Origin of the sequence: Leptospira noguchii serovar Panama str. CZ214, assembly GCF_000306255.2 — a bacterium.
Lineage (GTDB): Bacteria > Spirochaetota > Leptospiria > Leptospirales > Leptospiraceae > Leptospira > Leptospira noguchii.
The window spans coordinates 222,565-247,148 of sequence record NZ_AKWY02000001.1 but is presented as its reverse complement, the minus strand read 5'-3'; the positions used below and the strand labels follow the sequence as shown (position 1 = coordinate 247,148).

Sequence of the window (24,584 nt, the reverse complement as noted above, 5' to 3'; positions counted from 1 at the left end):
ACCTCGCCTCCCGTAATGTTTAATCCCCGTTAAACGCTTTAACGATCGCTCGCGTTAATGTGTTGATCTCTATTTGTTGCACAAATTCTAATTCTGCAGCCAACTGAGTTTCATAATTTTCGCGTTCGTCTCCGTCTTCGGGGTATTCTATCTTTCTTCCAGGGAAATAATACATCATAAGTACGTCTAACGCACTATTTCCGGTCTTCAGAAGCCTAAGCTTCTCCCCTATAACTTTTTTGCCGTCACCTCTTGGGTTGTTGCAGTCAACTCGATCAATTTATTGCTGATCGGGATAAAGATACCGGGAGAATCCTGAGCCCACCCGTTTACGACCTCAAAACTAGGATATAGGCAACACTGACCAGTGAGACGTTGTGCGACATCGGTTTGTTTTTCTTTTCTAGCTTTCTCTAAGGTTTCATCTACTTGAGTTTTATTTGGTACTCTGCAAATAATTTTCCTACCTTCGCCCGCATCTAAAACGTGAAGACCTCCTTTATCAGCAAAATGAGATTTAATCACGTCGATCGCGTCCTTGTTACGTGAAATAAAATCGTCATCTATGTTCTGATAAGGTTGGGGAAGTTTTTCAAAAGCTTCCTTAAGAGCAGGAATTGAACTAATTAATGGATTCATTATATACCCTTATTTCCTTAATTTCTAAATAATTACCAAAGTAGTCGTCACGCAAATGAAATGACAGGAATCGAAAGCAAAGCGATTTCCAAAGGAACCGCTACCGCTCCCGAATTTCCACTTTTGAAATCCGCGACATACTTCGTAATTTTTACGGCGGGTGCAAGGTATTTAAAGTCAGGCCTTCCTTCTGCTTTCAAAACCGCAGTCAACGGAGCTGGTGGAAGTTTTTCAATCAGACCTCCATAAGGAGCAGCAAGAAGAGTCAAACGATCTAGTTCTTCAAAATAAATTTCTGCGCTGATGCTACGTTTATAACTCTTAGTCGTGTATCCTACGATCTCTCCTGATTTTCCGTATGTTAATTCAATTTCGACCCCATGATCAAATTTGAATCCGGAAAAGTTCACCATATCATATCCGAAAAGTTTCAGTTCAAGATTGGTGAAGCTATAGTTTTCCTTTACTACTTCTAATGCCATTGTTGACTCCTATTTGGGTGTGGCGAAAGAGGTTTCCCATTCGATCGCTTTGGTTCTATTACTAACATACATCTTGCACTTCGCTTTTAAGATCCGATCGGTGTTGAACGTTTTATTTGGATCTAAAACAATTTCATGACCGGAAATTTCTTTTCTACCAGGAGCTTCCATTTCGGCTGAAATTTTGGAATCGATGTATGCTTTCAAATAATCTAAACCACCAGACCCAGAATCTACTTCTGTATCCATGTTCAAGAATTGGAGAGACTCACGATAAAGAATACGATGCATCTTATCGGCACGTCTTCTTTCAGGAAGTTCCTTGAAATCTGAATCGCTTCCTGCTTTGATTTTATCTCTTGCAATAAAAATCCCGTCGTAGTCGTCGTATTGTTTTAGAACCATCAGACCCATATCATGAAGAAGATCTATATAGTTTCTGTATCCTTCATCCCAATAACGGATTTCTGAAAACGTAAGAGAACGCATATCCCTAACATAACCGATAGAAACGTTAACCGGAACTGCTGCAATTTTCGCGGTAGCCATAGTTGCAAAGTTTCTCCAAGTCCCGATAGAATCACCTGCGGATTTAACAGCAGAATAACCACCAGAAGCGTTAACACCACCCTTGATATACCGCGCTTCACCAACTGCAATCATCACTCTGCCTTTAGGAGAAGCGAAAGGTTCAAATTCATCTTGGATATATTGAAAGTATTGTGGAATCGTTTCTGATTTGTTCTTACTTCTTGCTTCCAAAATTATTAAAGAAGGAAGGTGATGTTCAATTTCCATTTCTTCTAAAATAACATTACACGACATCGCAAAGGCTCTAGAAGCAGGACCCAAAACATGAATCCAATATGAGCCGTATTCTCTTTTTAAAACTTCAATTGCTGCAAGCCTTGAAGCGTTAGACGCCGTTGGACCGGTAATTATAAAAGTGAATGTATCACCTAACTGAAAAGTGTTTGTAGGAGTGGAAGCATTCGTAAAAGTAGCGCTAACCCCCACATCCAAAGAAATTGCAGAACCACTTGAAGGAATAATCAAAGGAGTGGAAAAGTTCACACCTCCGTCCACGGACTTACGATATTCTGCATTACTACAAGCTCCCGCTTTTGTGATTTTAAGTACTACAACCCTACTGCCTGTTGGAGTTCCGGAAGTTGTAGGAAGAGCCGCTTCTCCTCCACCGACTTTGGTAGGAGTGCTTACACGACCAACTAAGTCGTTGAATGGACGAACACAAAGAACCGGTACCGGTTTTTGACCTTTCGATTCGTCAAATTCCTCGAAAAATTGTTCCAAGGCATCCACAAGTTCTCCTCTTCCGAAAACGTCTTTGGCTTGAGGTGTGTTATTGATGACGTAAACTCTGTTGGCATCGCCGGTCTCAGCGGTACCCACTTTAGAACCTACACGATCTGGTTTTACGTCATTGAAATTGATCCCACCATCCTGATGGTAGGTAGTCACATTACCTGTTGACATTGATACGCTCCTAATAAAAAGAGCAACTGAGTAGAATGGCGGGCGAGCCGCTCTTTATATAATTACTTTCAAGATTCTGATTCGGCTCGCTTACATTTCCTTTGGCAAAATTTCTTCTTCCATGTGAACGGTTTTTTGTTCCCAGGTAGAATTTTCTATTTTGTCCAAATTTATACCCGAAAACTCTTGATAGGCGTTTTTAAGAATTTCTTCTTTTACGTCTTCTTCGGGTGTTCTACGCAAATGATCCAAAAAACCGGCGGCTAAAGCCGACGTAATTTCGTATTTTTTAATAAACTCAACTGCTCTCATTGTTCCTCCGATGTTCTTATTTCCGTTGGCTCTTCGATCTGAAAGGTTCCCTGAGCCAGAGTAGGAACCGATTCCGTTTCAAAAAGTCCGTCGTTAAAAAAGATTTCCATAGTTAATTTATAAAATCCTAAATTTTCAGAAGGATTAGAGATAATAGAAAAGACACCCGGCCTTACTTCGACGGTGACTCCGTAAGGAGTAATAAATTTCCGTTGATTAGAAAGAAAAATTAGAATCTGATCAAAAATTCCCAAAAACCCAGAACCGAAATGACCCGAAGAAGGAATATCTTTTAAAGGATTTTGCATCCAAAAATCAATAGAATATTTAAATTCTTGAATATAATGTCTTTTTAAAAAACGAATATTTTTAATACCGTTTACAAATTCGGAATCCAATCGTTGAAACCGTCTTCCGTCCACGACCGAAATAAGTGGAGATTGAAAGATTATACAGAAAGGGAATAAATTCGGATAATCGTTTACGTTCGGAACAGATTGAAAAATCCTATTTTCAGAAAACAAAGAAATCGGATCCGCAAAAGGTGGCTCTGGTAAAGTTTTGATCGATAAAATTAAGGATTTTAAATAATCTAAATGACTAGTTCTCATAAAGTAGTGTTACCCAAACACCAGATAGAATACGATTTTTTAGATAATAAACAAGAACGGAACCGCCTCTAATGTTTCTAAACTGCTCAACTTAAAATTAGGAACGCGATTTTTAATCTGCAATTGAAAAGTTGTTACTAATTCAATAAAACTTTCTGATGGATAGAGTTTTAGGTTATTCGATAATATTAAAGTTATTGAAAAATAAATTTTCTATCTGCTTGCATTTTATGGAAACAGTCGATTGAAATAACTTTGCTAATCGCTACTATGGAATTTTTCAAGAAGTCTATTATAAATATCTTTTATATGAAAATAAATCAATAGGTATATTCAATTAATAAAAACTTTTACATTTTCACGAAATTAACCGTTAATTTTTATATGCCCAAGTAATAGATTTTAAAAATTCCATCGTAAAATCAAAATTTGTAATAGTTCCCACAGATTTTGTCTCTTTCAGAGGAAATTGATAATTATTAAAATTCTATTCGAAGTAAAAGTTCCTACATTTAAAGTTTTGAGAAGCATATTTAAAAATTTGTTCTAAAACCTAAAAATTAGGAAAATTTAGCGATAACAAACTACTAAAAAATTCGCAAACATCCAGATGCGACAGTGTCTGTGGGAACTACTACACTTTATAGAACATTCAAAATTGATTGATTCCAAGATTTTTGAACAAATTCTAAATGTAAAAGTTCCTACATTTGTTGATTTTTATCCAATAGATTACTTGAATTTTGAGACAAATTTTTATCTCAAAAAATAAATATCCTATAATATTTTTCAAGTAAAAAGAAAGGTTTCAAGAAACCTTTATAAAATCCAAAAGGAATCATCATCTAATCAAATTATTGTATAAAATCGTCGTTTAGTGGCTCTCACAAAATGAAAAATCTATTTTATATAAGTTCCGCTAAATCCACAAATATAATTCAAAAAAGTGAATATTCTAAATTTGCATATATACATCGTCTTGCTGCTGATTATATAAAAATGATTACCGTAAATTTTCATAGCAAAACACTGTTACTACTCGGACGTATGAAGATAGTACCAAGTTATTAACGACCGAATTTGCAAAAAAATAGCAGTACTTAAAAAATGCTGCAAATTCGCGATTTACGGCATTTTAGAGCAAGACCAAAACATTCAAATTTTTGAAACAATCAACCCAAGTATTCTATTTATGTGTCCGAGTAGTAAGTGATAAATTTTGAGTATTCTAAGTAAGCCAAAAACGCAATCTAGTCAAAAATTTTCTAAATAAAGAACAGTAGGAACACCCAAATCGAACAAAACATCCAATTCATATTGAATCATATAACCATAAGGATCTAAATAAGACGGTCCAACTCCATAGGGATCTGAAACCTTTAAAAACTTTTTACCATCGTCATTGATCACAATGCCGATACCCCGGATAATATGTCCTTTTTTAGTAAGATATGTTCCTAAGCCGCAAGGAAAATTTCCGCTTTCAAAATAACTACAAAGCTCTTCTTTATTCCCCTTTTTTTTAACAATTTTAAAAGGAATTTTATTTGAGTTCATTAGAATATTAAAATGTTCAGAATGATCATAAGAATTATATACGTTTTTTTTATTTTTAATCGCCCAGTCTTCAAAAAGAGCATAATAATTATAGGTAGTAAGATGAATAAAGTCCGGTATTTTATAAATTAGACCTATATAAATTATAAAATCTTGAAATATGTTACCCATACACTGTTGATAATCTTTCAAAAAAAGACGCGGAGTAATTTGGTCCTTTCTCTGAGGATTCCAAGGAGCAATTGGATGAGATATGTAAGAAATCATTTTAATCAATAAACTGGTTATTTAAGATCGTCATTTTTTCGGATTTAAAAGATTTATAGTTGTCTACTTTCCACATTTTGAAGAGTTACATCTGATCTTTCTGGTTCCTGAAATTGATCTAAAAATTCACCCAGAATTCTTTTTTTAGAATTTAAATTTTCATTAATTCTTTTACCCAGATAAAGACTTCCGACCGTACCATAGAACACAATCAACCATTGAATAATATCCATCTGAAGAGGTCTTAACGAGTCTGGAGAAAAAACGGATAAGATAGACAAAACAATTAGATAAAAAACCACTAAAAAGAAAACAATCCAAGTGCGAAGAGTTGTATCGGAAGATTTTCCTGTTCGATCATCTTTTGATAAAAATTTCATTCTATTCTCCTTCCTTTAGCAGAAGTGAGTTTGATGAGGTCCTTGACGTCTGCTTTTATTTCCGCAAGATCATCAGAAATAGAAGCCATCTCGGTTTCTATTTTAACGATCCGAATCTCATGTTCTTTATACATCGTATTGTATTGAATTGCTCCGGAAATTACAAAGCCCAAGATAACTAAAAAGTCTTTGATACCGAGTTTCATTTGACTAATTCTTGAAGATTCCATTCTTCCTCACAAAAACGGCCCGCACGAAGCGGGCCAAATGGCTACTCAATCGCTTCCGATTGTAAACAAAGAATAGCACAATTTTTTTTTTAGGCAAAGAACAGAAAAGAATCGTATCGGATCAATCTGCCACTAATTTTTGAATGAGTCGACATGACACGTTATTCACTTTTCAAAAAAGAAAATCAATAGATCTGTTTTTTTGTCCTACGAGCAAGAACAACCTTATCTAAATCTCCAACCATAAATCTTCGAACTCGAGGGCTCCACTGTATAAAAGGAATCTCGTGATCAATTACATACTGGTTAAAAGTTCTTACTGAAAGATTTAAATATTGAGCGGCTTCTTTTGTTTTTAAAATTTGGGTTTTATCTTTTATGGACAAAAATTCAGTGGTTTCTAAAATCGGTTTTTCTTTTTCTGAGTCAAGAGATTGTGAGCTTTTGAGTAATGATCCTTTTTTTGTGTTACCGTTAATTATAGACATAGCATCTTGTTGGATCAAATATAAGTTTTCTGTCAAGTATTTTCTAATTTCTTAAAATTGATATGGACCAAATAAAATATCTTTTGAATATTCTATTTATTGAATTAGTAACTAAATATTTTGAATATTCAAATTAATTTTATTATATATATTATCAATATCCATATATAAAAACAAAATATTTTTCGCTCAAACTCTTTTTTGCTATAAAACTTGTGGTACTTATTACATAACTCTGGTAGCAAAATTTAGCATTGATAATTTATTATTCTTAAATGAAATATTCTAATTTCCATATATATTTAAAATCCCAATCTGTGCTTTAAATTTATTGAATATAAAAATTAATATCTACTCTTCTACATTCTAAGAATCCAATTATTAACTCGCAAAAATTTTAAGTTTCAGCAAGTTACAAATAAATAGGTTGATCCATTAAAGATTTAAATTGTATCACGAAAAAGAACGTGCAAATTCAATCAATGAGACATATCGAAATTATTGTCATTTAAGATCATTGTGGTTTTGAATCTAAAATTAATTTAAAAATCACAATGATATATAAGACAAAAAAGAGTCACATTTACGGATTTAGGTTGGATTTTGTCAGGGGTAAAAATATACTAAACATATATATAGTTATTTTGTTGGAGTACTAAATTGGAAACCAAGGAAGATTTACGAGAATTTCTTTACTGGAAAGTAGAAGGAACCTTGAAAAAATTCGAATACGACTTTCAAGTTTCACCGCAACCGATTCAGACTCTTAGGCACACATACGCGCAAGAAATCGTAAATCTTGTGTTTGAGTCATTAGAAAAAAGATGATCATTTTTTCTTTTTAAATTTTTCTATGACTACGCGCAAAGCTTCTAATTCAGAATCAGGAACTTCCATAAGACTTTCCAACAGAACTTCTATCTGCGGACGCATTCTGATCTTTCTAAGAAATGATCGATAACGATCTGTTTCAAGATCCGTCCTTACTTCCAACCCAGCAACCAACATCTGACCTTCTCCCGCAATCAGCCAAAGTGGACTTACATTATGAACGACTCGAAGTTTAAGTAAGGATTCTTGAGAAAAACTTTTTGCTCTTTGATTGATAAGATCGCTGATAAATGCGGGTTTTAGATCAATTGAACGAGCAAATTCAGCCTGTGAAAGCCCAAGAGTTTCGATGAGTTTTTTGAGACGGTCCGGAAATTTTTTATCCGATTTATACATTTTTATCGTATTAATTCTTGACATTTATACATTTTTAACGTATTACTATATTCAGCGAGAATGAACTCGCCAGAATTAAAAATCGATTTTGAAGCGAGATTGAAACATTCAACACAACCCAATCTTTGCAAATGAAAACAAAATCGCAATCACAAAAAGGAGGTTCAATGATCATCATCAATGGAGACGAATGCAAGAATTTCATTTGTATTACATTAAAAATGAAAACCCTGGCAAAGTTTGCAAGAGAAGCGGAAGTAAACTATGATTATCTTTCGAAAAGTTTAAACGGACAACACTCATATACAGAAATCAGAGAAGCATTCAAAAAATGGAATGTTCCGTATCGTATGGGTCGTTCTACACGGCTTCACAACAAACGAAAGAACAGGAGAGCCGCCTAATGAAACAAGAAAGTTCAACTGTCATCTCAGAAAAAAATCCAATCTTAAACAGGGACAATTTGGATCCAATTGTTCTTTCTGATATAGAGGAAAAAATAATCATTCAAATTGCTGAGTATGTAAGGGAACAATTTACGACTTTCGATTGGAGATGGGATGATCACAGCGAAATGCACGATAAAACAGTTACTTCTCTTTTTCTAGTAAAAAACGACATCTTGCAAATCTGTGGAAGGAATCAAAGTAAAACTCAGGAATTCATTAGAATTCTTGAATATATTTTGGAAGAAGAATTCGACGAGTAAACAAATTAAAAACATCAAGGAGAATTTTATTATGACAGCTAATCTATGTATTCAGTGTAATCAAAATGAATCTATGCGTCAAACGGATCTTTGTGAAGAATGCCTGATTCAAAACTTTAAACCTTTAATTTCCCTTTCGGATAAAATCCGTTCATTTCACGCAAATAACGAAAAATCCGCGTTACACGAAGAACCAAAAGGAGCGGCATAAAATCAAATGATAAATTTAGAAAAAACCAAAAGATATATCGTAAACGGCGAAGTCATTCATAAAGGAGAATTCTGGAGAAGAGGAAGAAAACTTTCTCAGAGATTAGAACAGATTGTCATAGAATCGAAACTCAATCTTAGAGATATAGCTTTCAAATACTCGATAAAAACCGAAGAGAATGTTCAATGTGGTCCACTATATCGAGAACATCTTGCAGATGTAATAAAGGGAATAAGGAGTACAAAACGTTATGTGAAAGCAATTGAAGAATCTTGGGGACTTCCGATAGAAACGATACGTTCCATTTATCGAGAAGACAAAGAAGCAGAAAAAAGGATGGAGAAATTGGATTCCGACTCAATTCGGAAATTTTCAGATTGGTATAGAAATATTCTAAATTCTAAAAAAGAAACTGCTAATATTCTACAAATTGATAATAGAGAAAATCAAAACATAAGCGAAATTGCTATCTAAAAACCAGATTTGTAAATTCAAATAGGAAAATTTAAAATGACAACACAAAAGCCGGTAAAATCGAAAATTCAGAAAAACAAAAGGAAACCTTTGATAAAAAAAATTCCTTCGGTTGCAGTTTTATCTTCTTCAACTAACGCAATCGCTGTGGATATGACACCACAAAAAACCAAACCGTCCAATTAGGAGGAACAATGTCAAAATCAAAAAATTCGCCTAACAAAATGATTCCTATCGAATTACCAAATAATCGATATAAAGAACGCCCCGAAGGTAGCTAGGGCAATTCAGCAAATCGGAGAAATCAAAAGGGAAAAAGATAGAATCAAAAATAAAACAGACGACCGGATCGCCAAACTACTATTAGATCTTCAAAACGAAATAACTCCCTTAGATTTAAAAATCCAACATTTAGTTTCTGGAGTCAAATTTTACGTAGATCAAAATTTAGAGGAATTATTTCCAAATCCGGAATATAAAACCTGTAAACTAACGACCGGAACTTTAAAACTCCGTAAAGTTCCACCTTCGGTAAAAACCAGAGGAACGGTAAAATTTTATGAAAAAATTCTGACAGATAATAATCTTTTAGAAAAATTCAACAATCTAGTCTCTAGGTTAAATGGAGTCTATCTAAGAATAAAATTAGAATTGAATAAAGAACAGATACTAGCCGAACCAACAAAAGCAATACAAAAGTTCGGAATTCAATTAAACGAAGAGAAAGAACGTTTGTACATCTCTCCAAACGAAACCGAATTGGAAATCGAAGCTGCAGAGAACGTCGCTTAACCATAGTTATATTTTAAATGTCTTTGGTTCCTTGAAAGTAAGCAAAAGAAGGGAATATTATGTTATCAACATTAAAAGCGCAACTAAAGATCCAATTTGAAGATTTAGAATTTAATGATTTTTCGGAAGCGGTTCAAGAAGAATTCGGAATTGTAAATGTCACAACAATGACGTTATACGCAAAGAAAAGATTGGGAGTCAAACAATCTACAATTGAAAAAGTTAAAGAGTTATAACGAAATTATTTAGCTTATTAAAAATTCTTAAAGAAGGAAAAAATGGATCATATCGTTTATAAAAATTTAAAGAACTATAAATATCAACTTGTAAAACCTTACAACTTCCAAACCGAAATTAAAACAAATCTTTTACTTAGGATCGAAAAATCCGAAGTAAAAGTGTTTGTGGATTTAGATCGCGAAGGTTTGTTAAAAATTGAAGCGGGATACGCCTGGGATGGACCAAGTGGTCCAACAATCGACACAAAAACTTTTATACGAGCTTCTCTTGTACACGACGCACTCTATCAATTGATGCGGGAAGAAAAATTAGATCGGATAAAATACCGAGAAAATGCAGACCAGCTTCTAAAAAAAATTTGTCTAGAAGACGGAATGAGTTCTTTTAGGGCCTCTTACGTTTATCAATTCGTTCGTTGGTTTGGAGACTCTGCGTCAAGATCAAAAGACGAATCCAAAGAATTGGAAATTGCGCCTTGAAAACTTTCGATATAATCGTTTTAATTTTGGGTTATACTTTGTTTTGGACTTTTTTGATTTGGATTTTAATGGGAATTGTAGCGGCACTTTTTTGGTATTCTTTGTTTTTACCAAAAAGAAGAAATTTTTTTCAAAAAGGAAATCGTAAAAGTAATTTATAAAATTAGAATATAAAACGCATAAATTCATCATAGATAGGATTTATGCGTTTTTGCAAAAATTCATTGTTACTTTTTTATGATATTCGTAATCAATGCAATTTGTAATAGTTACCACAGAAAATTTTAGAAAACTTTTTAATAAAATGTAGGAACTATTATTTTTTAAAGGTATAAGGCTTTTTTAAAGTTTAAACGAAACAACCAATAATTGGACAGCGAAGGTTACCCTTCGCCTAACACCTAATATCAATCCACTGAAGGGTGAATCATCTTTTCGGGAAGAACCCATTGATCAAATTGTTCACTTGTCAAAAGTCCCAATTCAATTCCGGATTCTTTCAAAGTAGTCCCCTTTTTATGCGCGTTCTTAGCAATTTTAGCAGCGTTATCATAACCTATATGAGGATTCAAAGCAGTCACGAGCATCAAAGAATTATTTAAGTGTTCGTTTAATTTTTCCTTATTTGGAACAATTCCACGTGCACAATGTTCTTCAAAAGAAACACAAGAGTCGGAAAGTAATCGAATCGAATTCAAAACATTGTGAATGATCAAAGGTTTAAAAACGTTTAACTCAAAATTTCCGGAAGCACCACCTATGTTTACTGCAACGTCATTTGCAATCACTTGAGTCGCAACCATCGTCATTTGTTCCGACTGAGTAGGATTCACTTTCCCCGGCATGATGGAAGAACCAGGCTCGTTTTCCGGAATGCTAATTTCGCCGATTCCACAACGCGGCCCAGAAGAAAGCCAACGTATATCGTTAGCAATTTTCATCAAAGAAGCTGCAATCGTTTTTAACACGCCACTCGTTTCTACAAGAGAATCATGAGCAGCAAGCGCTTCGAATTTGTTTTCCGCACTTACAAAAGGAAGTCCAGTTTCCTTAGCAATTTGAGCCGCCGCTTTTACTGCAAACTGAGGATGTGTATTCAGTCCGGTCCCAACTGCGGTTCCTCCTAATGCAAGCCTATAGATCGAAGGTAAAACCGTCTTCACTCTTGTAATATTATAATCCAGTTGTTGAACGTAACCGGAAAACTCCTGGCCCAAAGTTAAAGGAGTAGCATCTTGAAGATGAGTTCTTCCGATTTTTATAATATTCTGAAATTCATCTGTTTTTTTCTTAAGAGTTTCTTTCAGTTGAATCAAAGCTGGAATTAATTTTTGATTTAATTGTTCCGCCGCAGCAATGTGCATAGCCGTAGGAAACGTATCGTTTGAAGATTGAGCCTTGTTTACGTCATCGTTCGGATGAATTGGTTTTTTAGAACCCTTTACACCACCCGCAATTTCGATCGCACGATTTGAAATTACTTCGTTAGAATTCATATTGGTCTGAGTTCCGGAGCCGGTCTGCCAAACCGAAAGAGGAAAATGTTCGTCCAATTTTCCGGAAATCACTTCGTCAGCGGCTTGAATAATTAATTTCTTTTTATCTTCGCTTAAAAGACCAAGCTCCGCGTTAACGATCGCAGCAGATTTCTTTAAAATTCCCAAAGCGCGAATCATTTCTCTTGGAAATCGATCGTTTCCGATATGAAAGTGATGTAAGGAACGTTCGGTTTGTGCACCCCAATATTTGGAATCGTCTACTGCAATTTCTCCCATTGAATCCGTTTCGATTCTAGTTTTCATGAATCCTCCGAAAACTTAAATGTTAATTGAAATATAAAAAATTTTTCAAACAAAACATTAGAATTTAATAAAAATATAATATATTAAAAACTTATTCGTTTTGAAATTTTCTCAGAGTATCCGCAAGCGCGGAAAATTCTGGTTTTTTGGCGGAAACATTATCTAGATAATCCAGAGTGGTCTGGATCCAGGCAGAATCTGACTCCAGCTCTTTTCGTATAAAAACGTGTCTAACCTGGTTCATGGCCCTGATTTCCATATATCTCCGCTTCTGGTCATAGTATATAAGGTCGGCCACTTTGTCTTTTCCGAATTCCGGAGAAGAGATCGCAACTACAACTTCATCCAGCCAAATTAATCCGTTATTTTTACGATCTACATAATCGATCGCCTTTTGGACTCTAGACGGAATCATCAACTCTTTCTCTTTCGGACCGACAATGACTCCTAGAGACTTTTTCTTTTTTGGTTTAGAAGGTTCTTGAGAAGAATAATCCGATTCTATACTTCTAAGATCCTTTTTAACTGGACCCTTATTTAAAGTATCTCGTTCTTTAGGAGCAACTCTGATTCCAAATAAACTAAGAATGAATTCGATGATCCTTTCTAAAATCGACTTAGAAGCTCTTTCAGAACGGATTCTTTCTTTTTCGGTGTCTTCTTCCCATTCTGCAATCGCCTTACTTAAACGAATTTGTTCGTCCACTGCAACTTGACCGTCTTTTACGTCAGAAACCTCTTTTAAAAATTCATAAATTCCGCGTGGAAACCCGTTTTGTCGAATCAAGTTATGAATAGAAGTCCTTCGCTGGCGAGCTTCTATAAATGCCCGAAGAATCATACTCTTCGCCAAAATCGTCAATCCAATCGCTTCGCCTCCAGAGCCTTTCCTTTCTTTTTTTAGAAAGTCTTCTCTAGATCGAATCCTTTCTAAAACTTCACGAAACAATTCGGTTCTACTCATACCAACACTTTTGATACTCGCATCATCTACTTCAAAATTAGAAAGATCGAAATGGATCGGTTCTTTAGATTCTTTAAAACGAACTAAATTCTCTCCCGTGATTAAATTAATCAAAGATTCTTTTTTAAGATTTTCTAAAGTTCGTACGGTTTGAAGTAATACTTCGTAAGATCTGATAAAATCTCCACCGCCAGCCCAACTTTTTCCGGAAGTAAAAGCTGGATGTTTTTTTAATTCCTGTAAATATCTTTCAGCTTGAGAATGTCCCGTCAGTTCTATCCAAGAAGATTCTTCTCCGGGAAGAATTTGAAGAAGAATCTTACGCGCAATTACATTAAATAAATCAAATATAATTTCTAATTCCGTGCTTTTGTTTTGTTCATTTTTTTCTTTAGAAGTATGTCTAAAACTTAAAAGTTCTTCAAAAGAAGGCTGAAACAAATGAAAACGAGGATGTAATTGTAAAAGAGGAGATCTAGAACCTCTTTTTTCAAGAACTGGTAAAACTTCGGGTTCTACCTTTATAAGAGAAAGTTGATTTAAAATTTCTCCTGGTTTTTGATTCAAAATTTGAAAGATATTACTAAATAAATCACCTCGAACTTTTAATCGATCTAAAAGAGATTCTAAAGAAAGAGATTCCAAATTTTGCATGGACTTTTCCAAAAATTTAGAATCTGATAAGTTAATCTGAATTCCTTTATCATCTACGTTGATATAATTCTGATGGACCCAACCTTCTACTTCCGAATTTTTAGAAATATTCAGTATAAACTGATCTCTTGCATATAACATTTCAAGAATAGCCGCCACACTTTGAAGAACACAACCTCGTTTAACTTTTACAATTTGATCTGCTTTTAAAGAAGCGGGACGAATGATTACATTTGCTATTTGAAGTTCTCTAATTTCTTTTTGAAACAGAAGAAACTGATAAGATTGAATTCCTCTTCTTTCCTCTAAAAATTTAAGATCGTTTAGTTTTAGATGTTGTAGTTGTTCGATTTTAGTAAGTGCAAACGGAGATTGATTGAATAAGAAATAATTTTCCACTCCCTTTTCAATCAAATCTATATCTTTAAACGCACCAGGATTATATTGAAGCATCAGAACTTTCAGTTCTTGATCCCCGATCATATCCTGAGTGTCCTCCGAACTTAAAACGAAGGTTTCGGGAGTCGGGATTTGATTTTCAGATTTGGACATAACTCACCGCGCCCATATCATTAAGGGACTGTAGAAAATTAGAAAAGTCTATTACTCTTTGTTTGAAAGTAAGATTTTTCATTTTTGAAGAACTGAATTCCATTCCATAAGAAACCCTAAACACAATTGTTTTTTACATTCTTAAAAACGCGGAAGTTTTTATAGATCCGTTTCTTTCACAAATTTTGTGTCGATAGTTTGTGGAAGTTTTCGCATTCTAAGGTTTTGGGACTCTTTATAAATATCGGGACCTTTTTATGAATAACTGAGAATCTTTTCCAGAAAGGAAATTTATCGAACGTTTTAATCCAATGAATACAAAAAATCTAGGTAAACTCCATTTCTTAGGACGTATTTTTTATGATTTAAAAACTCTTTTTAAGAACAGCTCAATACTTGAAATTTGATTGTGATGATAACATAATTCGAATCATCAATCATTGGAAATAAATATTAGATTAGTTGAAAAATTTCATAGTTCAGATTAACAAAACTACTTCAATCAACCGTTTCTATAAAACAGAAACAGATAGAGAATTCATTTTTCAACAATTCTATTTGAATAGAATGGATTAGTTCCAGCTTTCAATTACACTTTCAATTACAAAAGTGTTAAGAGATTTGTAGAACAATCACACTTCCGTTAACATGAATTCGGCGTAAAAAAATGGGGGCGGATCCGGCTTGCCATCAACCGAACCGGGCTCTCAGCTCTGGTCAATAAATTGTATACAGAAACGTTATACGATTTATCGTCGTAAATTTCAATTTAGAACGCGATCCATAGAGAGCGTTCTGCTGAGTTTCCCCGCGTCGATTCCTTTCACGTTAAATAAAAAGTGTATTTGTTATTCACCCTGAAAGCAAATTGCACAACGTTAATTTCTAATAATCCCTTCAAGGAAACCTAAATATTTATCTCTTCCCAAATAAGGAATACGAGCAGAACCACTTGCAACCGCAGCCTCTGCAACCGCCGGAGCCACATGAAATAAAACTCGTTTATCAAAAGGTTTTGGAATGAGATATTCAGGGCCAAACGTAAACTTCTCCCCGCCATAAGCCTTGCTGACCACCTCAGGAACTTCTAAACGAGCCAACTCCGCCAAAGAACGAGCTGCTGCAAGTTTCATCTCCAAAGTGATATGGCGCGCCCTAACATCGAGAGCACCTCTAAAAATAAAAGGAAATCCTAATACGTTATTAACCTGATTCGGATTATCACTTCTTCCAGTTCCCATAATTAGGTCGGAACGAACCGCTTTTGCAGTATGATATGGAATTTCGGGATCGGGATTTGCAAGTGCAAAGATCACTGGATTTTTAGACATAGAGCGAACCATATCTTCGTCCACCATATTCTCAACGGAAACACCGATAAAAATATCAGAACCTTTCATCACGTCTCTAAGAGTAGTAGAATCCGTTTTTTGAATATACTTTTTTTTAGAATCGTTTAGATCGTTTCTATTATGATGAATCACACCCTTAGTATCTACTAAAAAGATTTGTTCTTTTTTAATTCCTATATGTTGAATAAGTTCTGCGATTGCAATTCCTGCAGCGCCCGCTCCACAAATCACTACTTTAACGTCGCCCGGATTTTTACCCGTAAGTTCAAATGAATTCAATAAACCTGCAACTGTGATAATCGCAGTTCCATGTTGATCGTCGTGAAAAACAGGAATGTTCATTTTTTCGATAAGTTGTTCTTCGATATAAAAACTTTCAGGAGCTTTAATATCTTCTAAATTGATACCGCCAAAAGTTGGTTCAAGAAGTTTCACCGCACGAATAAATTCATCTGGATCTTTTGTATTGATCTCTATATCAAATACGTCTATCCCCGCAAACTTTTTAAAAAGAACTGCTTTCCCTTCCATGACCGGTTTGCCAGCAAGAGCGCCTATATCACCTAATCCTAAAATTGCGGTTCCGTTTGTTATGATACCAACAAGATTTCCTTTATTCGTATATTCATAAACGAGTTCGGGAGAATCCTTAATTTCCAAACAAGGATAAGCAACACCGGGAGAATAAGCGAGGGAAAGGTCGTAAGAATCTTGAGTAGGTTTTGTAGGAACTACTTCAATTTTTCCCTTAGGATGAAGCGCGTGATATTGTAACGATTTTTCCCTCATACGATTTTTCCCATGTTTTTCAAATTCAACCTTGCGACGATAAAATTTCATTTACCAACGCAGAACTTACTGAAGATTCTACCGAGAACTTCTTCCGTATCCACTCTGCCGTTGACCTCTCCGATTTCGACAAGAGCATAATTGATTTCTTGAATATAAATCTCCGCGGGAGCTCCTTCTTCAATCAGACGGAGAGTTTTATCAAGACATCTAACGATGGCTTCGAAATGATACCTTTGGCGTTCTTCTAAAAGGACATAATCCTCAGAATGACCCAACCTGCCCGTCCTTTCTTTGATCGTATCTAAAAGGTTTAAAATTCCTTCTTTGGTTTTGCAGGAAATTTCCAGTACGATTAAATCTTTTATGTCTGAAAATAAGTTTCGGTTCCAGGAAGAATTTAGAATATCAATTTTATTTGCGATAAGAATAGAACCTTCCAATTTCTCCCTAGATTTATTAATAAACTCTTTCCAATTTTCTTTTTTAGAAACGTCTACGAGAAAAAGTCGAATATCCGCAGATCGAAATTCTTTTTCACTTCTTTCAATTCCTAATTTTTCGATATGGTCTTTAGTTTCTCGAACACCGGCGGTGTCCACAAGTCGAACAGGAATTCCTTCAAGAAGAATTTCTTCACTGATATAATCTCGAGTTGTTCCAGGGATCTCAGAAATGATAGAACGTTCCTTGCCAAGAAGAACATTCATCAGACTAGACTTACCAGTGTTTGGTTCTCCATAGAGAACAATTCTAAATTGTTGGATTAACTTTTCGGCGGAATCGGATTTTGAAATTACAGTTTGACAAAGAGACTTTATATTTTCGATACGCGTCTTTCTTTCTTCCAAGGATTCATACGTGAGATCTTCTGTGGAAAAGTCGATCTCAGCTTCACACTCTGCTTTGAGAGAAATCAACTGGCTTCTCAAATTGGAAGTAAAACGAGTAACTTCGCCAAAAACGTTCTTTTGTGCAAGTTCCAACTCAAAACGGGAACGCGCGGCAATCAATCTACCAATCGCCTCCGCTTCCGTAAGATCCAATTTTTCATTTAAAAATGCTCTACGAGAAAATTCACCTTGTTTTGCAGGACGAGCGCCTGCTCTAAAGATGGCGTCTAACGCTTCTCTTAACAAAATTGGATTTCCATGAAAGTGAAACTCGCAAAGTTCCTCTCCCGTATAAGAGTTCGGAGCCTTAAAATAAAAGAATAATATTTGATCTATTTTTCGATCGCCGATCCGAAAAACACATTGGATCGCAGTTCTAGGTAGAATTTCGGAGGGAGAAAGAAATTTATTTTTTGAAAAAAGAAAGGAAGAGGAAATCGTAAGAGCTTCCGGACCGGATATTCGGATAATTCCGATGGCTCCGGCACCGGAAGGAGTGGATACAGCAGCTATCGTATCATTCAAAGTTCACTTCTTCAAGAAGGTCGTTATTCGGACCTTTTTCGACAACGTCTTTGTATTTGTGTTTATCTTTCATCGGAATGATCCTTACTTTTTTGTAAGTGCCGTTTCCTTCAGATCTAGTAAAAACTTTTTCATTTTCTTGAAGAGCCATGTGGATGATTCTTCTTTCAAAAGGGTTCATTGGTTCCAACAATTTCGATTTGCCAGTTTTAGCAACGGTCGCAGCAACGGATTTTCCAAGACGAACCAAAGAAAGTTCTCTTTTATCTCTGTAAGATTCTATATCCAAAACGATTTTTCTACCGTGTCTAATTTTGGAATCGACCATCAAATTCAAGATGAATTGAATCGCGTCTAACGTAGATCCTCTTTTTCCGATCACGAGCCCAGACTCTTTACTTGCAACTTCGACGTAAATTTTTCCGTCTACGTCTCCCATACCAACCACTTCCGCTTCAATCCCCATTTTTTTCAAAACGGTAAGAACTACCCCGTGAATAATTTTTTCAGCAGGAAGATCCCTAGAAGTAACGTATGCCCGGACAATAGCCGGCTTTTTTTGAGAAATTCCGAAAAAACCTCCTTTCCCGGAATCTACGGTTTCAAAACGAACCTCATCCGAATTCAATCGGAGAGTTTTGAGAGTGTACTCTTCGGCTTCAGACTTGGATTTAGCTTCGGCTTCAAAGATGTAATTTTCCATGTGTATATCCTCGATAATGAGTTCGTTGCAATTAAACTTTTGCTTTTTTCTTTTCTTCGGTTTTTTTCAGATGATTTGTGATCCACTGCTGACCGATAGAAAGAACGTTTTGGAAAGTCCAATAAAGAGTAACTCCGGAAGGCATGTTCCAAAAGATATAAAGCATCATAACCGGCATTACGTACATTAGCATTTTCTGATTTGGATCCATAGATACAGAAGTCATTCTCGTTTGAAGGACTTGCGTCCCCACCATCAAAAGAGCAAGAAGGTTTAAACCGATTCCGGTTTGAGTAAAGTAAGGAATCGCGGGAGAAGTCCAGATTACGTCCGGTTCGCTGAGATCCTTGACCCATAAAAACGGTGAATTCCAAAGATCTATTGTATCAGAAAAAGCAGTATAAAGTGCTATAAAAATCGGAATTTGAATCACCATAGGAAGACAACCGCCCACGGGATTCACGTTATTCTTCTTATAAAGTTCCATCGTTTTTTGCTGACGAATCTTAGGGTCATTGGCAAACTTTTCGTTAATCGTTTTAAGTTGCGGACTAAGTTCTTGCATCTTTTTCATACTATCCGCTTGCTTCTGATTTAACGGATAAAAAACGAGTTTAAAAAGGATTGCAAAAATAATGATGCTCCAACCGTAATTTGGAATCGTAAAACGGTAGATTTGTTTCAAAATCCAAATGATTCCATTTCGGAAAGGAGTAGTAATACCTTGATTAAAGGATTTATTTAAATCGGAACTTAAACCAACAAATGGGCTGTTTTTAGCTTGGCTCGGATCCAACTCAGGATTTTTAAAAGCCATACCTTCGCTTTCTCTAATTCCTACATAAGAAGCAAAGTCTAGGTTGTATTTTTCGCCAGGGCTCAAAAGTATATTATCATATACTAAAACAGCTCCACTTTCGTTTTTAGGTCTGTTATCTAAAACGATTCCTTGCGGTTTATGATCAAGAGGATCAGCCACGGCAATAAAATAACGAGAACCAGTTCCTGCAAAATCTAATCCAGATTCTTTATCTGTTTTAATGCTAAAAGATTCGTCAGTTCCCGAATTCCCAGTAAAAAAATTACCGACCGAGGACCAAAAACCAACGGAGGAACTTCCGTCTAACGTATCTTGAAAAGAACCACCTAAATGATAAAAACGAAAAAAATTCGCAGTATCCCTATCAGTCAAAGGTCTATCTTTTGGATAAGGTCCGAGACTTCCAAAGGTTCTCAAATATCGAATATTCTTTTGAGAAGCGAAAGAAAGTTTTTCGTTCGAAAGATTCACGATGGAAATGGAAAGTTTAAAATAATTTTCACTCGGATAAAAACGAAATTCTTTTTTCAGTTGGTAACTTCTATCGGGAGAAACTGCCGAAAAAGAAACAATATGATTGATTTTATCTTCAGTTAAGGAAAATTGAATATAGTTCCATGGTGAATCGGAAATTTCTACAAGAGAATCCGAAAAGTTAAAATCAAATCCTTTATCTCTAGATAATTCCACCGCTTGGTAACTTTTTTCGTCAACTACGATCGTTTCTGGATTTTTACGAGCGACTTGAATGAGTTCTCCGTTAAGACCCGTAAAATCTTTCACGTAAAATTTGGAAATTCTTCCACCTAACGATGAAAATTCGACTATGTAAGAATCTGTTACGATAAAGTTTTTTTTCGCGTCGGAAGGAGTTATTTTTTCTTTCTGAACAGCAGGATCAATTGAATTAGATTCTTTTGTTTTTTCCGAAATAATTTGTTGTTTTGTATTTTCGGAAGTTTTATCCGATTGAGTTTGTTTTATTTCGGTATTTTTTTTTGTGGATGTACTAGGGAAGAAAAAATAATTCACTCCCATCCAAATTCCCATACTGAGAATCAAAGCTAAAAACAATCTACTTTGTCTATCTTCCATAAATCAGTTTCGTCCTTTAGTGTTTGGTGGTAACGGATCGTCAAACCCCTGAGAAAGAGGATTGCATCTCAAAATTCTCCAAATGCTGAGTTGAGTAGCGCGGAAAAATCCATATTCTTGAAACGCTTGAGCAGCATATTCGGAACAAGTAGGTGTAAAACGGCAGGCAGGAGGTAATAACGGGGATAGTAGCCTTTTATACAATTGAATCAGTTGGATTACAAATTGGTTCATCGGATTCGATTGATCAGAGAGACCAGAATCTTAATCAGTTCCCTGTGATTCAGATTCAAAATTTCTTTTTTGGCTAATATTGCTATATCAAAGCCTTTTGAAAAATTTTCCTCTTCTTCGTGTATAATTGCTCTAAGCTTTCTTTTCATTCGGTTTCTTTGAACCGCAGTTTTTACAGTCCTTTCCGGACAGTAAAGAAAACGATTTTTTGAGAAGGAATTAGGAAGATATACCAAAACAATCGGGAAACAGGAAACTCTCTTTCCAGTCTTAAAAAGAAATTGAATCTCCTTTCTGGATTTTAATGTCTCTTCGATGATTCGTTCTTAGTATTTTTTACCGAGTTTTTCGTCGGATACGGTCAATTTATATCTGCCCTTTTTTCTTCTGCGAGAAAGAACCTTTCTTCCTCCGGCAGTAGCCATTCTGGCGCGAAATCCGTGCGTTCTCGCTCTTTTAACTCGGCTAGGCTGGTAATTTCTTTTCATATCTATCCCTGATTGGCATTAATGATTACGTTTTTCTTTTTTTAGGAAAAAGAATATTTCCCATACAGAAACTTTCTGAAAAAGGTTTGAGTCAACCATTTCACTTTCAAAACTCGAAGTGAATTGACTTCATCGGGAATTTATTCTTTGGGATTTTAGGGAAAAAGAAAATACCCGAACGAAAGAGAATTGTTTGAATCGATCCTTCGCCCTAAAAACAAAAAACCCGGCAACGTCCTACTCTCCCATGCAGCGAACCACATAGTACCATCAGCGATGAGAGGCTTAACTTCCGTGTTCGGGATGGGAACGGGTGTGGCCCTCTCTCTATAGTCACCGGGAATCTTGAAGCCAGCATCTCGTACCGATTTCTATGGTCAATCTAAATTTAATAAAAAAGTTCAAATTCTTTCCAAAAATTTTCTTATCGAAAGTTGTATAGTCAATTGAATTTGCACGCGAATCACCGTTTCAAAACCTCTCAACTTGTGGAGTTTGATTATGGTGACTTCGAATGGGCAATTTAAAATAACGCGAGTTCGGCGTAAGAAAATGAAAAAGGTTTTTCCAAAAATGTGAGTTTCTAACAATTTAAGAATTGATTTGTAAAATCGCAATTTGCAGTAGTTTCTACAAATTAAGTACATTACAAATTTTTAAACATTTACTTTTTGTACGAGTTTCTACATTTTAGGAATTGATCACATCTCAACTTTTTTCAAAAAAATGAATTTCTTATGCCGGATTCACGTTAAGATATAGTGTTTTGTCCGATTTTTATTTCTTCTTTCTGCTAGGGAGATATTTGTAATATTCAACTTCGATTGTATTAATTAGAAAAGTATAATATTTAACGAGCTTCTTATCATATTGTTTTTTTTGTGCTTCATTCCTAAGAAACTCTGCAATTTGATCCCGAATCAAAGGAGCTTTTAAATCATTATGGCTTAAAATGATAGAACCAGGCATTCCTTGGGGAACTATATCATCAGGAACTACAATCATAGCTGAATTTTGTAAAAGCGCGTATTCAATCGTAGAGGCAACTTTGTCGTCGTCTTTTTCCCCTTTGAGATGTGCTACGTTATTTCGAATATTATCTAAATTTTCAAAAATCTTTTTACGTAAAGAACGAGAATCGTGAATTTTATCCGTAATCTTAGTAAATCGACTTGGAAAAATAAATCGCTCCGCGCCTTTTGCGATTAAACTTACTTTTTTTTCTTTCGGAGTTTCTCCCTTGGAAGATTGATAACGTTCATCTTCAGAATCTTCTCCATTATCATCATCATTGGAAGAAGACATGGCTCCATATTCTCCTTTAAAGCCAGACCCAAGAGAAGAGCCAGAACTTCCACCGGAAAGAATATCCGATTTTTCTTTATCTCTAAAATGAAATGCGATCATCAGTCCTAAAAACAAACTGACTGGAATTCCCACGAACAAAATTCCTGTAGTTTTAAAATGCACGGATGCAATTAAAAATAAGATCATACTCGCTACAAAACCCAACATCCCCATTGGAAGATTGAATTTTTTTGCAAATTCTCGAGAACGTTGTTTTTCTACTTCCAACTGTTCCATAGTCTGGATTCCTTGTTGAAGTTTTACAATGTGTTCTGCTTTCAGTTTTGTATTTAATCCCGGATGTTTCGGATTACTTAAACTTGCGTTGATCTCTTTTGCGATTTCCAATTCTTTTTGATAAGCGACATTCTTAGTCGCTAAACTACTCAACTTATGAAGCACCGCAGCCATATAACCTGGATCAACTGCATATACTTCAGAAGTTTGATCCGGTTTTTCGATTACCTTCATTCCGTATTGATCGGAAATCTCCTTTTTTAATTCCTCAATCAATGACGGATAACGTGTTTCGTCGGATAAACCTGAAGATTTCAATTTTTCTTCTGGAGAAAAACGATATAAAGTTTGCTCTTGAAGTGTGTTTTCAGAAATTTTATTAAGAATTTTTAATTTTAAAGATTTAAATACACTCTCCTCTTTTCTTTGAGAGAGTTTTTCTTTTTCTTCCATAAGTCTGGAAATAATCTGGATGGAAAGTCTACAAGTCTCCGATACTTTTTTACCAAGTTCGTCGGTTTCACGATCGAACGGGTAATCATTGATAAGTGAAATCAGAGCTTTTACTTTTTCCGAGTTTTGTTTTCTTCCTGGCTCCACCATCTGGATATGGGTTTGTTCAAATTCTATAATTCTAGTTCCGAAAAGACCATAACCCGCTCTTTGACTCAGCTCTTTTAAATAAGGAATTGAAAATTTTTCAAGAGCATCCACCTGACAACGATAATGTGCTATAACTTCCGGTTGATTTACATAAGAACCATCGGGGTTTAACTGAAGATCATCTAAAATGATATGATAATCTGGAAGAATTTTCATTACGTAATTTTTCTTATTTGCATAAGTTAGAAAATCTCGTAGAAAATCTGTCATCGGAATATAACTGTAAGGTTGAAATCCCTTCTTTAAAAGTGTAGAAAATTCCGCTTCGAGCGAAGCCAACTTAGGAAAAAGCCAATTTTTTCCCGCCTTGTTTTTATGAAGTAAAAAAGTCCCAGGACTGTCTTCATCGGGAAGTTTCGGTTTTTTAGCACGATTCTGTAAAATCAGATCAATCATTTCTTCCGAAAATTCAAAACAAGAAGCTCGATAAGGATTTACATCCGTTTTGGTTTCTTTTTGAGGACTTGCGATTGCAATTCTAGCTTGAATTTTTGCACCATTACGAACTAAAAAAGGATAAATATAAGCAGATTTATTTTTTCCTTTTTTTTCATAATCGACTAATTGTCGTAAGGCGAGATCCACACTAAGAGGGGATTTAGCTTGTTCACTTAAATTCCTATATTTATTTAAAAGGTCTGAAAGTTTATCTAAAGTAAGTAAATAAGAAGGATGAATACTTTTAGAACCGTGTTTCTCAGTTTTTTTATGCCAATCTCTAAGTTCATCTAAAATACAACGCGCAGTTGCAGACAAGCCGACTGCCCCTTCGTTTAAAAAAATATAATCGGGTGCAAGAGATTGAATTTCCGTCGGTTTACTTGCTGCCAGCTCTTCAAAACTTATGTCCTGTTCAGTGCTTTCCATATTT

General features: G+C 35.2%; 30 protein-coding genes, 1 rRNA gene and 1 pseudogene. 10 read left to right on the top strand and 22 right to left on the bottom strand.

Annotated features, from left to right (window positions below; translation table 11 throughout):
- Nucleotides 1–19: 19 nt before the first annotated feature.
- The 10 genes from LEP1GSC059_RS22655 to LEP1GSC059_RS01070 all read right to left on the bottom strand — a co-directional run bounded on the left by LEP1GSC059_RS22655 (nucleotide 20) and on the right by LEP1GSC059_RS01070 (nucleotide 6,463).
- A complete protein-coding gene (locus LEP1GSC059_RS22655; protein WP_155243373.1) occupies nucleotides 20–178 on the bottom strand; it encodes a hypothetical protein in 159 nt (52 codons plus the stop codon).
- A 50-nt stretch (nucleotides 179–228) separates the two neighbouring features.
- Nucleotides 229–639 carry an LIC_10177 family protein gene (locus LEP1GSC059_RS01110; protein ID WP_002179512.1) on the bottom strand — a complete coding sequence of 137 codons (411 nt, stop codon included), beginning with the start codon at nucleotides 637–639 and terminating at the stop codon, nucleotides 229–231.
- A gap of 47 nt (nucleotides 640–686) precedes the next feature.
- Nucleotides 687–1,121: a hypothetical protein gene (locus LEP1GSC059_RS01105; RefSeq protein ID WP_002179477.1), complete on the bottom strand. Its 435-nt coding sequence runs from the start codon at nucleotides 1,119–1,121 to the stop codon at nucleotides 687–689.
- Nucleotides 1,122–1,130: 9 nt separating this feature from the next.
- Nucleotides 1,131–2,618, bottom strand: coding sequence for a DUF2586 family protein (locus LEP1GSC059_RS01100; protein ID WP_017215152.1), 1,488 nt, complete (start codon nucleotides 2,616–2,618; stop codon nucleotides 1,131–1,133).
- 90 nt (nucleotides 2,619–2,708) lie between these two features.
- Complete coding sequence (locus LEP1GSC059_RS01095) at nucleotides 2,709–2,930, bottom strand: hypothetical protein (protein WP_002179397.1); 222 nt, start codon at nucleotides 2,928–2,930, stop codon at nucleotides 2,709–2,711.
- Nucleotides 2,927–3,541 (bottom strand): LIC10173 family protein, encoded by a 615-nt coding sequence (locus tag LEP1GSC059_RS01090; protein ID WP_002179262.1) that lies wholly within the window; start codon nucleotides 3,539–3,541, stop codon nucleotides 2,927–2,929. Before LEP1GSC059_RS01090 ends, LEP1GSC059_RS01095 begins: the two co-directional genes overlap by 4 nt.
- A 1,254-nt stretch (nucleotides 3,542–4,795) precedes the next feature.
- On the bottom strand, nucleotides 4,796–5,365 hold the full coding sequence (locus LEP1GSC059_RS01085) for a hypothetical protein (protein WP_020980090.1): 570 nt from the start codon (nucleotides 5,363–5,365) through the stop codon (nucleotides 4,796–4,798).
- Nucleotides 5,366–5,418: 53 nt separating this feature from the next.
- The gene (locus LEP1GSC059_RS01080) at nucleotides 5,419–5,745 is read right to left on the bottom strand and encodes a hypothetical protein (protein ID WP_002179546.1); all 327 of its coding nucleotides are present in this window, start codon (nucleotides 5,743–5,745) and stop codon (nucleotides 5,419–5,421) included.
- Nucleotides 5,742–5,975 (bottom strand): hypothetical protein, encoded by a 234-nt coding sequence (locus LEP1GSC059_RS01075; RefSeq protein ID WP_017215150.1) that lies wholly within the window; start codon nucleotides 5,973–5,975, stop codon nucleotides 5,742–5,744. Before LEP1GSC059_RS01075 ends, LEP1GSC059_RS01080 begins: the two co-directional genes overlap by 4 nt.
- Before the next feature lie 185 nt (nucleotides 5,976–6,160).
- The gene (locus tag LEP1GSC059_RS01070; protein WP_002179537.1) at nucleotides 6,161–6,463 is read right to left on the bottom strand and encodes a helix-turn-helix domain-containing protein; all 303 of its coding nucleotides are present in this window, start codon (nucleotides 6,461–6,463) and stop codon (nucleotides 6,161–6,163) included.
- Between the two features lie 660 nt (nucleotides 6,464–7,123).
- Between LEP1GSC059_RS01070 and LEP1GSC059_RS23515 the strand changes: the two genes are divergently transcribed.
- Nucleotides 7,124–7,291 carry a hypothetical protein gene (locus tag LEP1GSC059_RS23515; protein ID WP_002179305.1) on the top strand — a complete coding sequence of 56 codons (168 nt, stop codon included), beginning with the start codon at nucleotides 7,124–7,126 and terminating at the stop codon, nucleotides 7,289–7,291.
- Here LEP1GSC059_RS23515 and LEP1GSC059_RS01065 read toward each other — a convergent pair whose 3' ends face one another.
- The gene (locus LEP1GSC059_RS01065) at nucleotides 7,292–7,690 is read right to left on the bottom strand and encodes a helix-turn-helix domain-containing protein (RefSeq protein WP_002179121.1); all 399 of its coding nucleotides are present in this window, start codon (nucleotides 7,688–7,690) and stop codon (nucleotides 7,292–7,294) included.
- 131 nt (nucleotides 7,691–7,821) lie between these two features.
- Here LEP1GSC059_RS01065 and LEP1GSC059_RS01060 point away from each other — a divergent pair, with 131 nt between their 5' ends.
- The 9 genes and pseudogenes from LEP1GSC059_RS01060 to LEP1GSC059_RS23505 all read left to right on the top strand — a co-directional run bounded on the left by LEP1GSC059_RS01060 (nucleotide 7,822) and on the right by LEP1GSC059_RS23505 (nucleotide 10,756).
- Nucleotides 7,822–8,094, top strand: a complete 273-nt coding sequence (locus LEP1GSC059_RS01060) for a hypothetical protein (protein ID WP_017215148.1) — start codon at nucleotides 7,822–7,824, stop codon at nucleotides 8,092–8,094.
- Complete coding sequence (locus tag LEP1GSC059_RS01055; RefSeq protein WP_002179314.1) at nucleotides 8,094–8,399, top strand: LIC13344 family protein; 306 nt, start codon at nucleotides 8,094–8,096, stop codon at nucleotides 8,397–8,399. The genes LEP1GSC059_RS01060 and LEP1GSC059_RS01055 overlap by 1 nt, the downstream gene beginning before the upstream one ends.
- 31 nt (nucleotides 8,400–8,430) lie before the next feature.
- Complete coding sequence (locus LEP1GSC059_RS01050) at nucleotides 8,431–8,610, top strand: hypothetical protein (protein WP_002179492.1); 180 nt, start codon at nucleotides 8,431–8,433, stop codon at nucleotides 8,608–8,610.
- A 6-nt stretch (nucleotides 8,611–8,616) separates the two neighbouring features.
- On the top strand, nucleotides 8,617–9,084 hold the full coding sequence (locus LEP1GSC059_RS01045) for a hypothetical protein (RefSeq protein WP_002179475.1): 468 nt from the start codon (nucleotides 8,617–8,619) through the stop codon (nucleotides 9,082–9,084).
- Nucleotides 9,085–9,120: 36 nt separating this feature from the next.
- Nucleotides 9,121–9,270: a hypothetical protein gene (locus tag LEP1GSC059_RS23355; protein WP_002179361.1), complete on the top strand. Its 150-nt coding sequence runs from the start codon at nucleotides 9,121–9,123 to the stop codon at nucleotides 9,268–9,270.
- A gap of 8 nt (nucleotides 9,271–9,278) precedes the next feature.
- Nucleotides 9,279–9,876 (top strand): annotated as a pseudogene (locus LEP1GSC059_RS01040) (host-nuclease inhibitor Gam family protein).
- A 59-nt stretch (nucleotides 9,877–9,935) separates the two neighbouring features.
- On the top strand, nucleotides 9,936–10,112 hold the full coding sequence (locus LEP1GSC059_RS23510) for a hypothetical protein (protein ID WP_017215145.1): 177 nt from the start codon (nucleotides 9,936–9,938) through the stop codon (nucleotides 10,110–10,112).
- 42 nt (nucleotides 10,113–10,154) lie between these two features.
- Complete coding sequence (locus LEP1GSC059_RS01035; protein WP_017215144.1) at nucleotides 10,155–10,595, top strand: DUF1353 domain-containing protein; 441 nt, start codon at nucleotides 10,155–10,157, stop codon at nucleotides 10,593–10,595.
- Nucleotides 10,592–10,756 carry a hypothetical protein gene (locus LEP1GSC059_RS23505; RefSeq protein WP_002179199.1) on the top strand — a complete coding sequence of 55 codons (165 nt, stop codon included), beginning with the start codon at nucleotides 10,592–10,594 and terminating at the stop codon, nucleotides 10,754–10,756. The genes LEP1GSC059_RS01035 and LEP1GSC059_RS23505 overlap by 4 nt, the downstream gene beginning before the upstream one ends.
- 246 nt (nucleotides 10,757–11,002) lie before the next feature.
- Here LEP1GSC059_RS23505 and fumC read toward each other — a convergent pair whose 3' ends face one another.
- The 11 genes from fumC to LEP1GSC059_RS00975 all read right to left on the bottom strand — a co-directional run bounded on the left by fumC (nucleotide 11,003) and on the right by LEP1GSC059_RS00975 (nucleotide 24,580).
- Entirely contained in the window at nucleotides 11,003–12,397 is a 1,395-nt protein-coding gene (fumC, locus tag LEP1GSC059_RS01030) for a class II fumarate hydratase (RefSeq protein ID WP_017215143.1), read from the bottom strand.
- Between the two features lie 91 nt (nucleotides 12,398–12,488).
- The gene (locus tag LEP1GSC059_RS01025) at nucleotides 12,489–14,567 is read right to left on the bottom strand and encodes a hypothetical protein (protein ID WP_017215142.1); all 2,079 of its coding nucleotides are present in this window, start codon (nucleotides 14,565–14,567) and stop codon (nucleotides 12,489–12,491) included.
- Nucleotides 14,568–15,445: 878 nt separating this feature from the next.
- Entirely contained in the window at nucleotides 15,446–16,708 is a 1,263-nt protein-coding gene (locus LEP1GSC059_RS01020) for a malic enzyme-like NAD(P)-binding protein (RefSeq protein WP_002179109.1), read from the bottom strand.
- Between the two features lie 47 nt (nucleotides 16,709–16,755).
- Nucleotides 16,756–18,126 (bottom strand): tRNA uridine-5-carboxymethylaminomethyl(34) synthesis GTPase MnmE, encoded by a 1,371-nt coding sequence (mnmE, locus tag LEP1GSC059_RS01015; RefSeq protein WP_017215140.1) that lies wholly within the window; start codon nucleotides 18,124–18,126, stop codon nucleotides 16,756–16,758.
- Nucleotides 18,119–18,829 (bottom strand): RNA-binding cell elongation regulator Jag/EloR, encoded by a 711-nt coding sequence (gene jag / locus LEP1GSC059_RS01010; RefSeq protein WP_002148755.1) that lies wholly within the window; start codon nucleotides 18,827–18,829, stop codon nucleotides 18,119–18,121. Before jag ends, mnmE begins: the two co-directional genes overlap by 8 nt.
- A 31-nt stretch (nucleotides 18,830–18,860) precedes the next feature.
- Nucleotides 18,861–20,744 (bottom strand): membrane protein insertase YidC, encoded by a 1,884-nt coding sequence (gene yidC / locus LEP1GSC059_RS01005; RefSeq protein WP_020980142.1) that lies wholly within the window; start codon nucleotides 20,742–20,744, stop codon nucleotides 18,861–18,863.
- A 3-nt stretch (nucleotides 20,745–20,747) separates the two neighbouring features.
- Nucleotides 20,748–20,978, bottom strand: a complete 231-nt coding sequence (gene yidD / locus LEP1GSC059_RS01000; RefSeq protein ID WP_002148780.1) for a membrane protein insertion efficiency factor YidD — start codon at nucleotides 20,976–20,978, stop codon at nucleotides 20,748–20,750.
- Nucleotides 20,975–21,265: a ribonuclease P protein component gene (gene rnpA, locus LEP1GSC059_RS20995; protein ID WP_122952331.1), complete on the bottom strand. Its 291-nt coding sequence runs from the start codon at nucleotides 21,263–21,265 to the stop codon at nucleotides 20,975–20,977. The genes yidD and rnpA overlap by 4 nt, the downstream gene beginning before the upstream one ends.
- A gap of 39 nt (nucleotides 21,266–21,304) precedes the next feature.
- Entirely contained in the window at nucleotides 21,305–21,466 is a 162-nt protein-coding gene (rpmH, locus tag LEP1GSC059_RS00990; protein ID WP_000828326.1) for a 50S ribosomal protein L34, read from the bottom strand.
- Nucleotides 21,467–21,690: 224 nt separating this feature from the next.
- Nucleotides 21,691–21,807, bottom strand: a 5S ribosomal RNA gene (gene rrf / locus LEP1GSC059_RS00985).
- Nucleotides 21,808–22,243: 436 nt separating this feature from the next.
- Nucleotides 22,244–24,580, bottom strand: coding sequence for a hypothetical protein (locus tag LEP1GSC059_RS00975; RefSeq protein ID WP_020980110.1), 2,337 nt, complete (start codon nucleotides 24,578–24,580; stop codon nucleotides 22,244–22,246).
- Nucleotides 24,581–24,584: the final 4 nt, after the last annotated feature.

Excerpts from the sequence above, each read along its gene's own strand:
- LEP1GSC059_RS22655 (WP_155243373.1), bottom strand. The coding sequence starts at position 178 with ATGATGTATTATTTCCCTGGAAGAAAGATAGAATACCCCGAAGACGGA.
- LEP1GSC059_RS01110 (WP_002179512.1), bottom strand. The coding sequence starts at position 639 with ATGAATCCATTAATTAGTTCAATTCCTGCTCTTAAGGAAGCTTTTGAA.
- LEP1GSC059_RS01105 (WP_002179477.1), bottom strand. The coding sequence starts at position 1,121 with ATGGCATTAGAAGTAGTAAAGGAAAACTATAGCTTCACCAATCTTGAA.
- LEP1GSC059_RS01100 (WP_017215152.1), bottom strand. The coding sequence starts at position 2,618 with ATGTCAACAGGTAATGTGACTACCTACCATCAGGATGGTGGGATCAAT.
- LEP1GSC059_RS01095 (WP_002179397.1), bottom strand. The coding sequence starts at position 2,930 with ATGAGAGCAGTTGAGTTTATTAAAAAATACGAAATTACGTCGGCTTTA.
- LEP1GSC059_RS01090 (WP_002179262.1), bottom strand. The coding sequence starts at position 3,541 with ATGAGAACTAGTCATTTAGATTATTTAAAATCCTTAATTTTATCGATC.
- LEP1GSC059_RS01085 (WP_020980090.1), bottom strand. The coding sequence starts at position 5,365 with ATGATTTCTTACATATCTCATCCAATTGCTCCTTGGAATCCTCAGAGA.
- LEP1GSC059_RS01080 (WP_002179546.1), bottom strand. The coding sequence starts at position 5,745 with ATGAAATTTTTATCAAAAGATGATCGAACAGGAAAATCTTCCGATACA.
- LEP1GSC059_RS01075 (WP_017215150.1), bottom strand. The coding sequence starts at position 5,975 with ATGGAATCTTCAAGAATTAGTCAAATGAAACTCGGTATCAAAGACTTT.
- LEP1GSC059_RS01070 (WP_002179537.1), bottom strand. The coding sequence starts at position 6,463 with ATGTCTATAATTAACGGTAACACAAAAAAAGGATCATTACTCAAAAGC.
- LEP1GSC059_RS01065 (WP_002179121.1), bottom strand. The coding sequence starts at position 7,690 with ATGTATAAATCGGATAAAAAATTTCCGGACCGTCTCAAAAAACTCATC.
- LEP1GSC059_RS01060 (WP_017215148.1), top strand. The coding sequence starts at position 7,822 with ATGAAAACAAAATCGCAATCACAAAAAGGAGGTTCAATGATCATCATC.
- LEP1GSC059_RS01055 (WP_002179314.1), top strand. The coding sequence starts at position 8,094 with ATGAAACAAGAAAGTTCAACTGTCATCTCAGAAAAAAATCCAATCTTA.
- LEP1GSC059_RS01050 (WP_002179492.1), top strand. The coding sequence starts at position 8,431 with ATGACAGCTAATCTATGTATTCAGTGTAATCAAAATGAATCTATGCGT.
- LEP1GSC059_RS01045 (WP_002179475.1), top strand. The coding sequence starts at position 8,617 with ATGATAAATTTAGAAAAAACCAAAAGATATATCGTAAACGGCGAAGTC.
- LEP1GSC059_RS23355 (WP_002179361.1), top strand. The coding sequence starts at position 9,121 with ATGACAACACAAAAGCCGGTAAAATCGAAAATTCAGAAAAACAAAAGG.
- LEP1GSC059_RS23510 (WP_017215145.1), top strand. The coding sequence starts at position 9,936 with ATGTTATCAACATTAAAAGCGCAACTAAAGATCCAATTTGAAGATTTA.
- LEP1GSC059_RS01035 (WP_017215144.1), top strand. The coding sequence starts at position 10,155 with ATGGATCATATCGTTTATAAAAATTTAAAGAACTATAAATATCAACTT.
- fumC (WP_017215143.1), bottom strand. The coding sequence starts at position 12,397 with ATGAAAACTAGAATCGAAACGGATTCAATGGGAGAAATTGCAGTAGAC.
- LEP1GSC059_RS01025 (WP_017215142.1), bottom strand. The coding sequence starts at position 14,567 with ATGTCCAAATCTGAAAATCAAATCCCGACTCCCGAAACCTTCGTTTTA.
- LEP1GSC059_RS01020 (WP_002179109.1), bottom strand. The coding sequence starts at position 16,708 with ATGAGGGAAAAATCGTTACAATATCACGCGCTTCATCCTAAGGGAAAA.
- jag (WP_002148755.1), bottom strand. The coding sequence starts at position 18,829 with ATGGAAAATTACATCTTTGAAGCCGAAGCTAAATCCAAGTCTGAAGCC.
- yidC (WP_020980142.1), bottom strand. The coding sequence starts at position 20,744 with ATGGAAGATAGACAAAGTAGATTGTTTTTAGCTTTGATTCTCAGTATG.
- yidD (WP_002148780.1), bottom strand. The coding sequence starts at position 20,978 with ATGAACCAATTTGTAATCCAACTGATTCAATTGTATAAAAGGCTACTA.
- rpmH (WP_000828326.1), bottom strand. The coding sequence starts at position 21,466 with ATGAAAAGAAATTACCAGCCTAGCCGAGTTAAAAGAGCGAGAACGCAC.
- LEP1GSC059_RS00975 (WP_020980110.1), bottom strand. The coding sequence starts at position 24,580 with ATGGAAAGCACTGAACAGGACATAAGTTTTGAAGAGCTGGCAGCAAGT.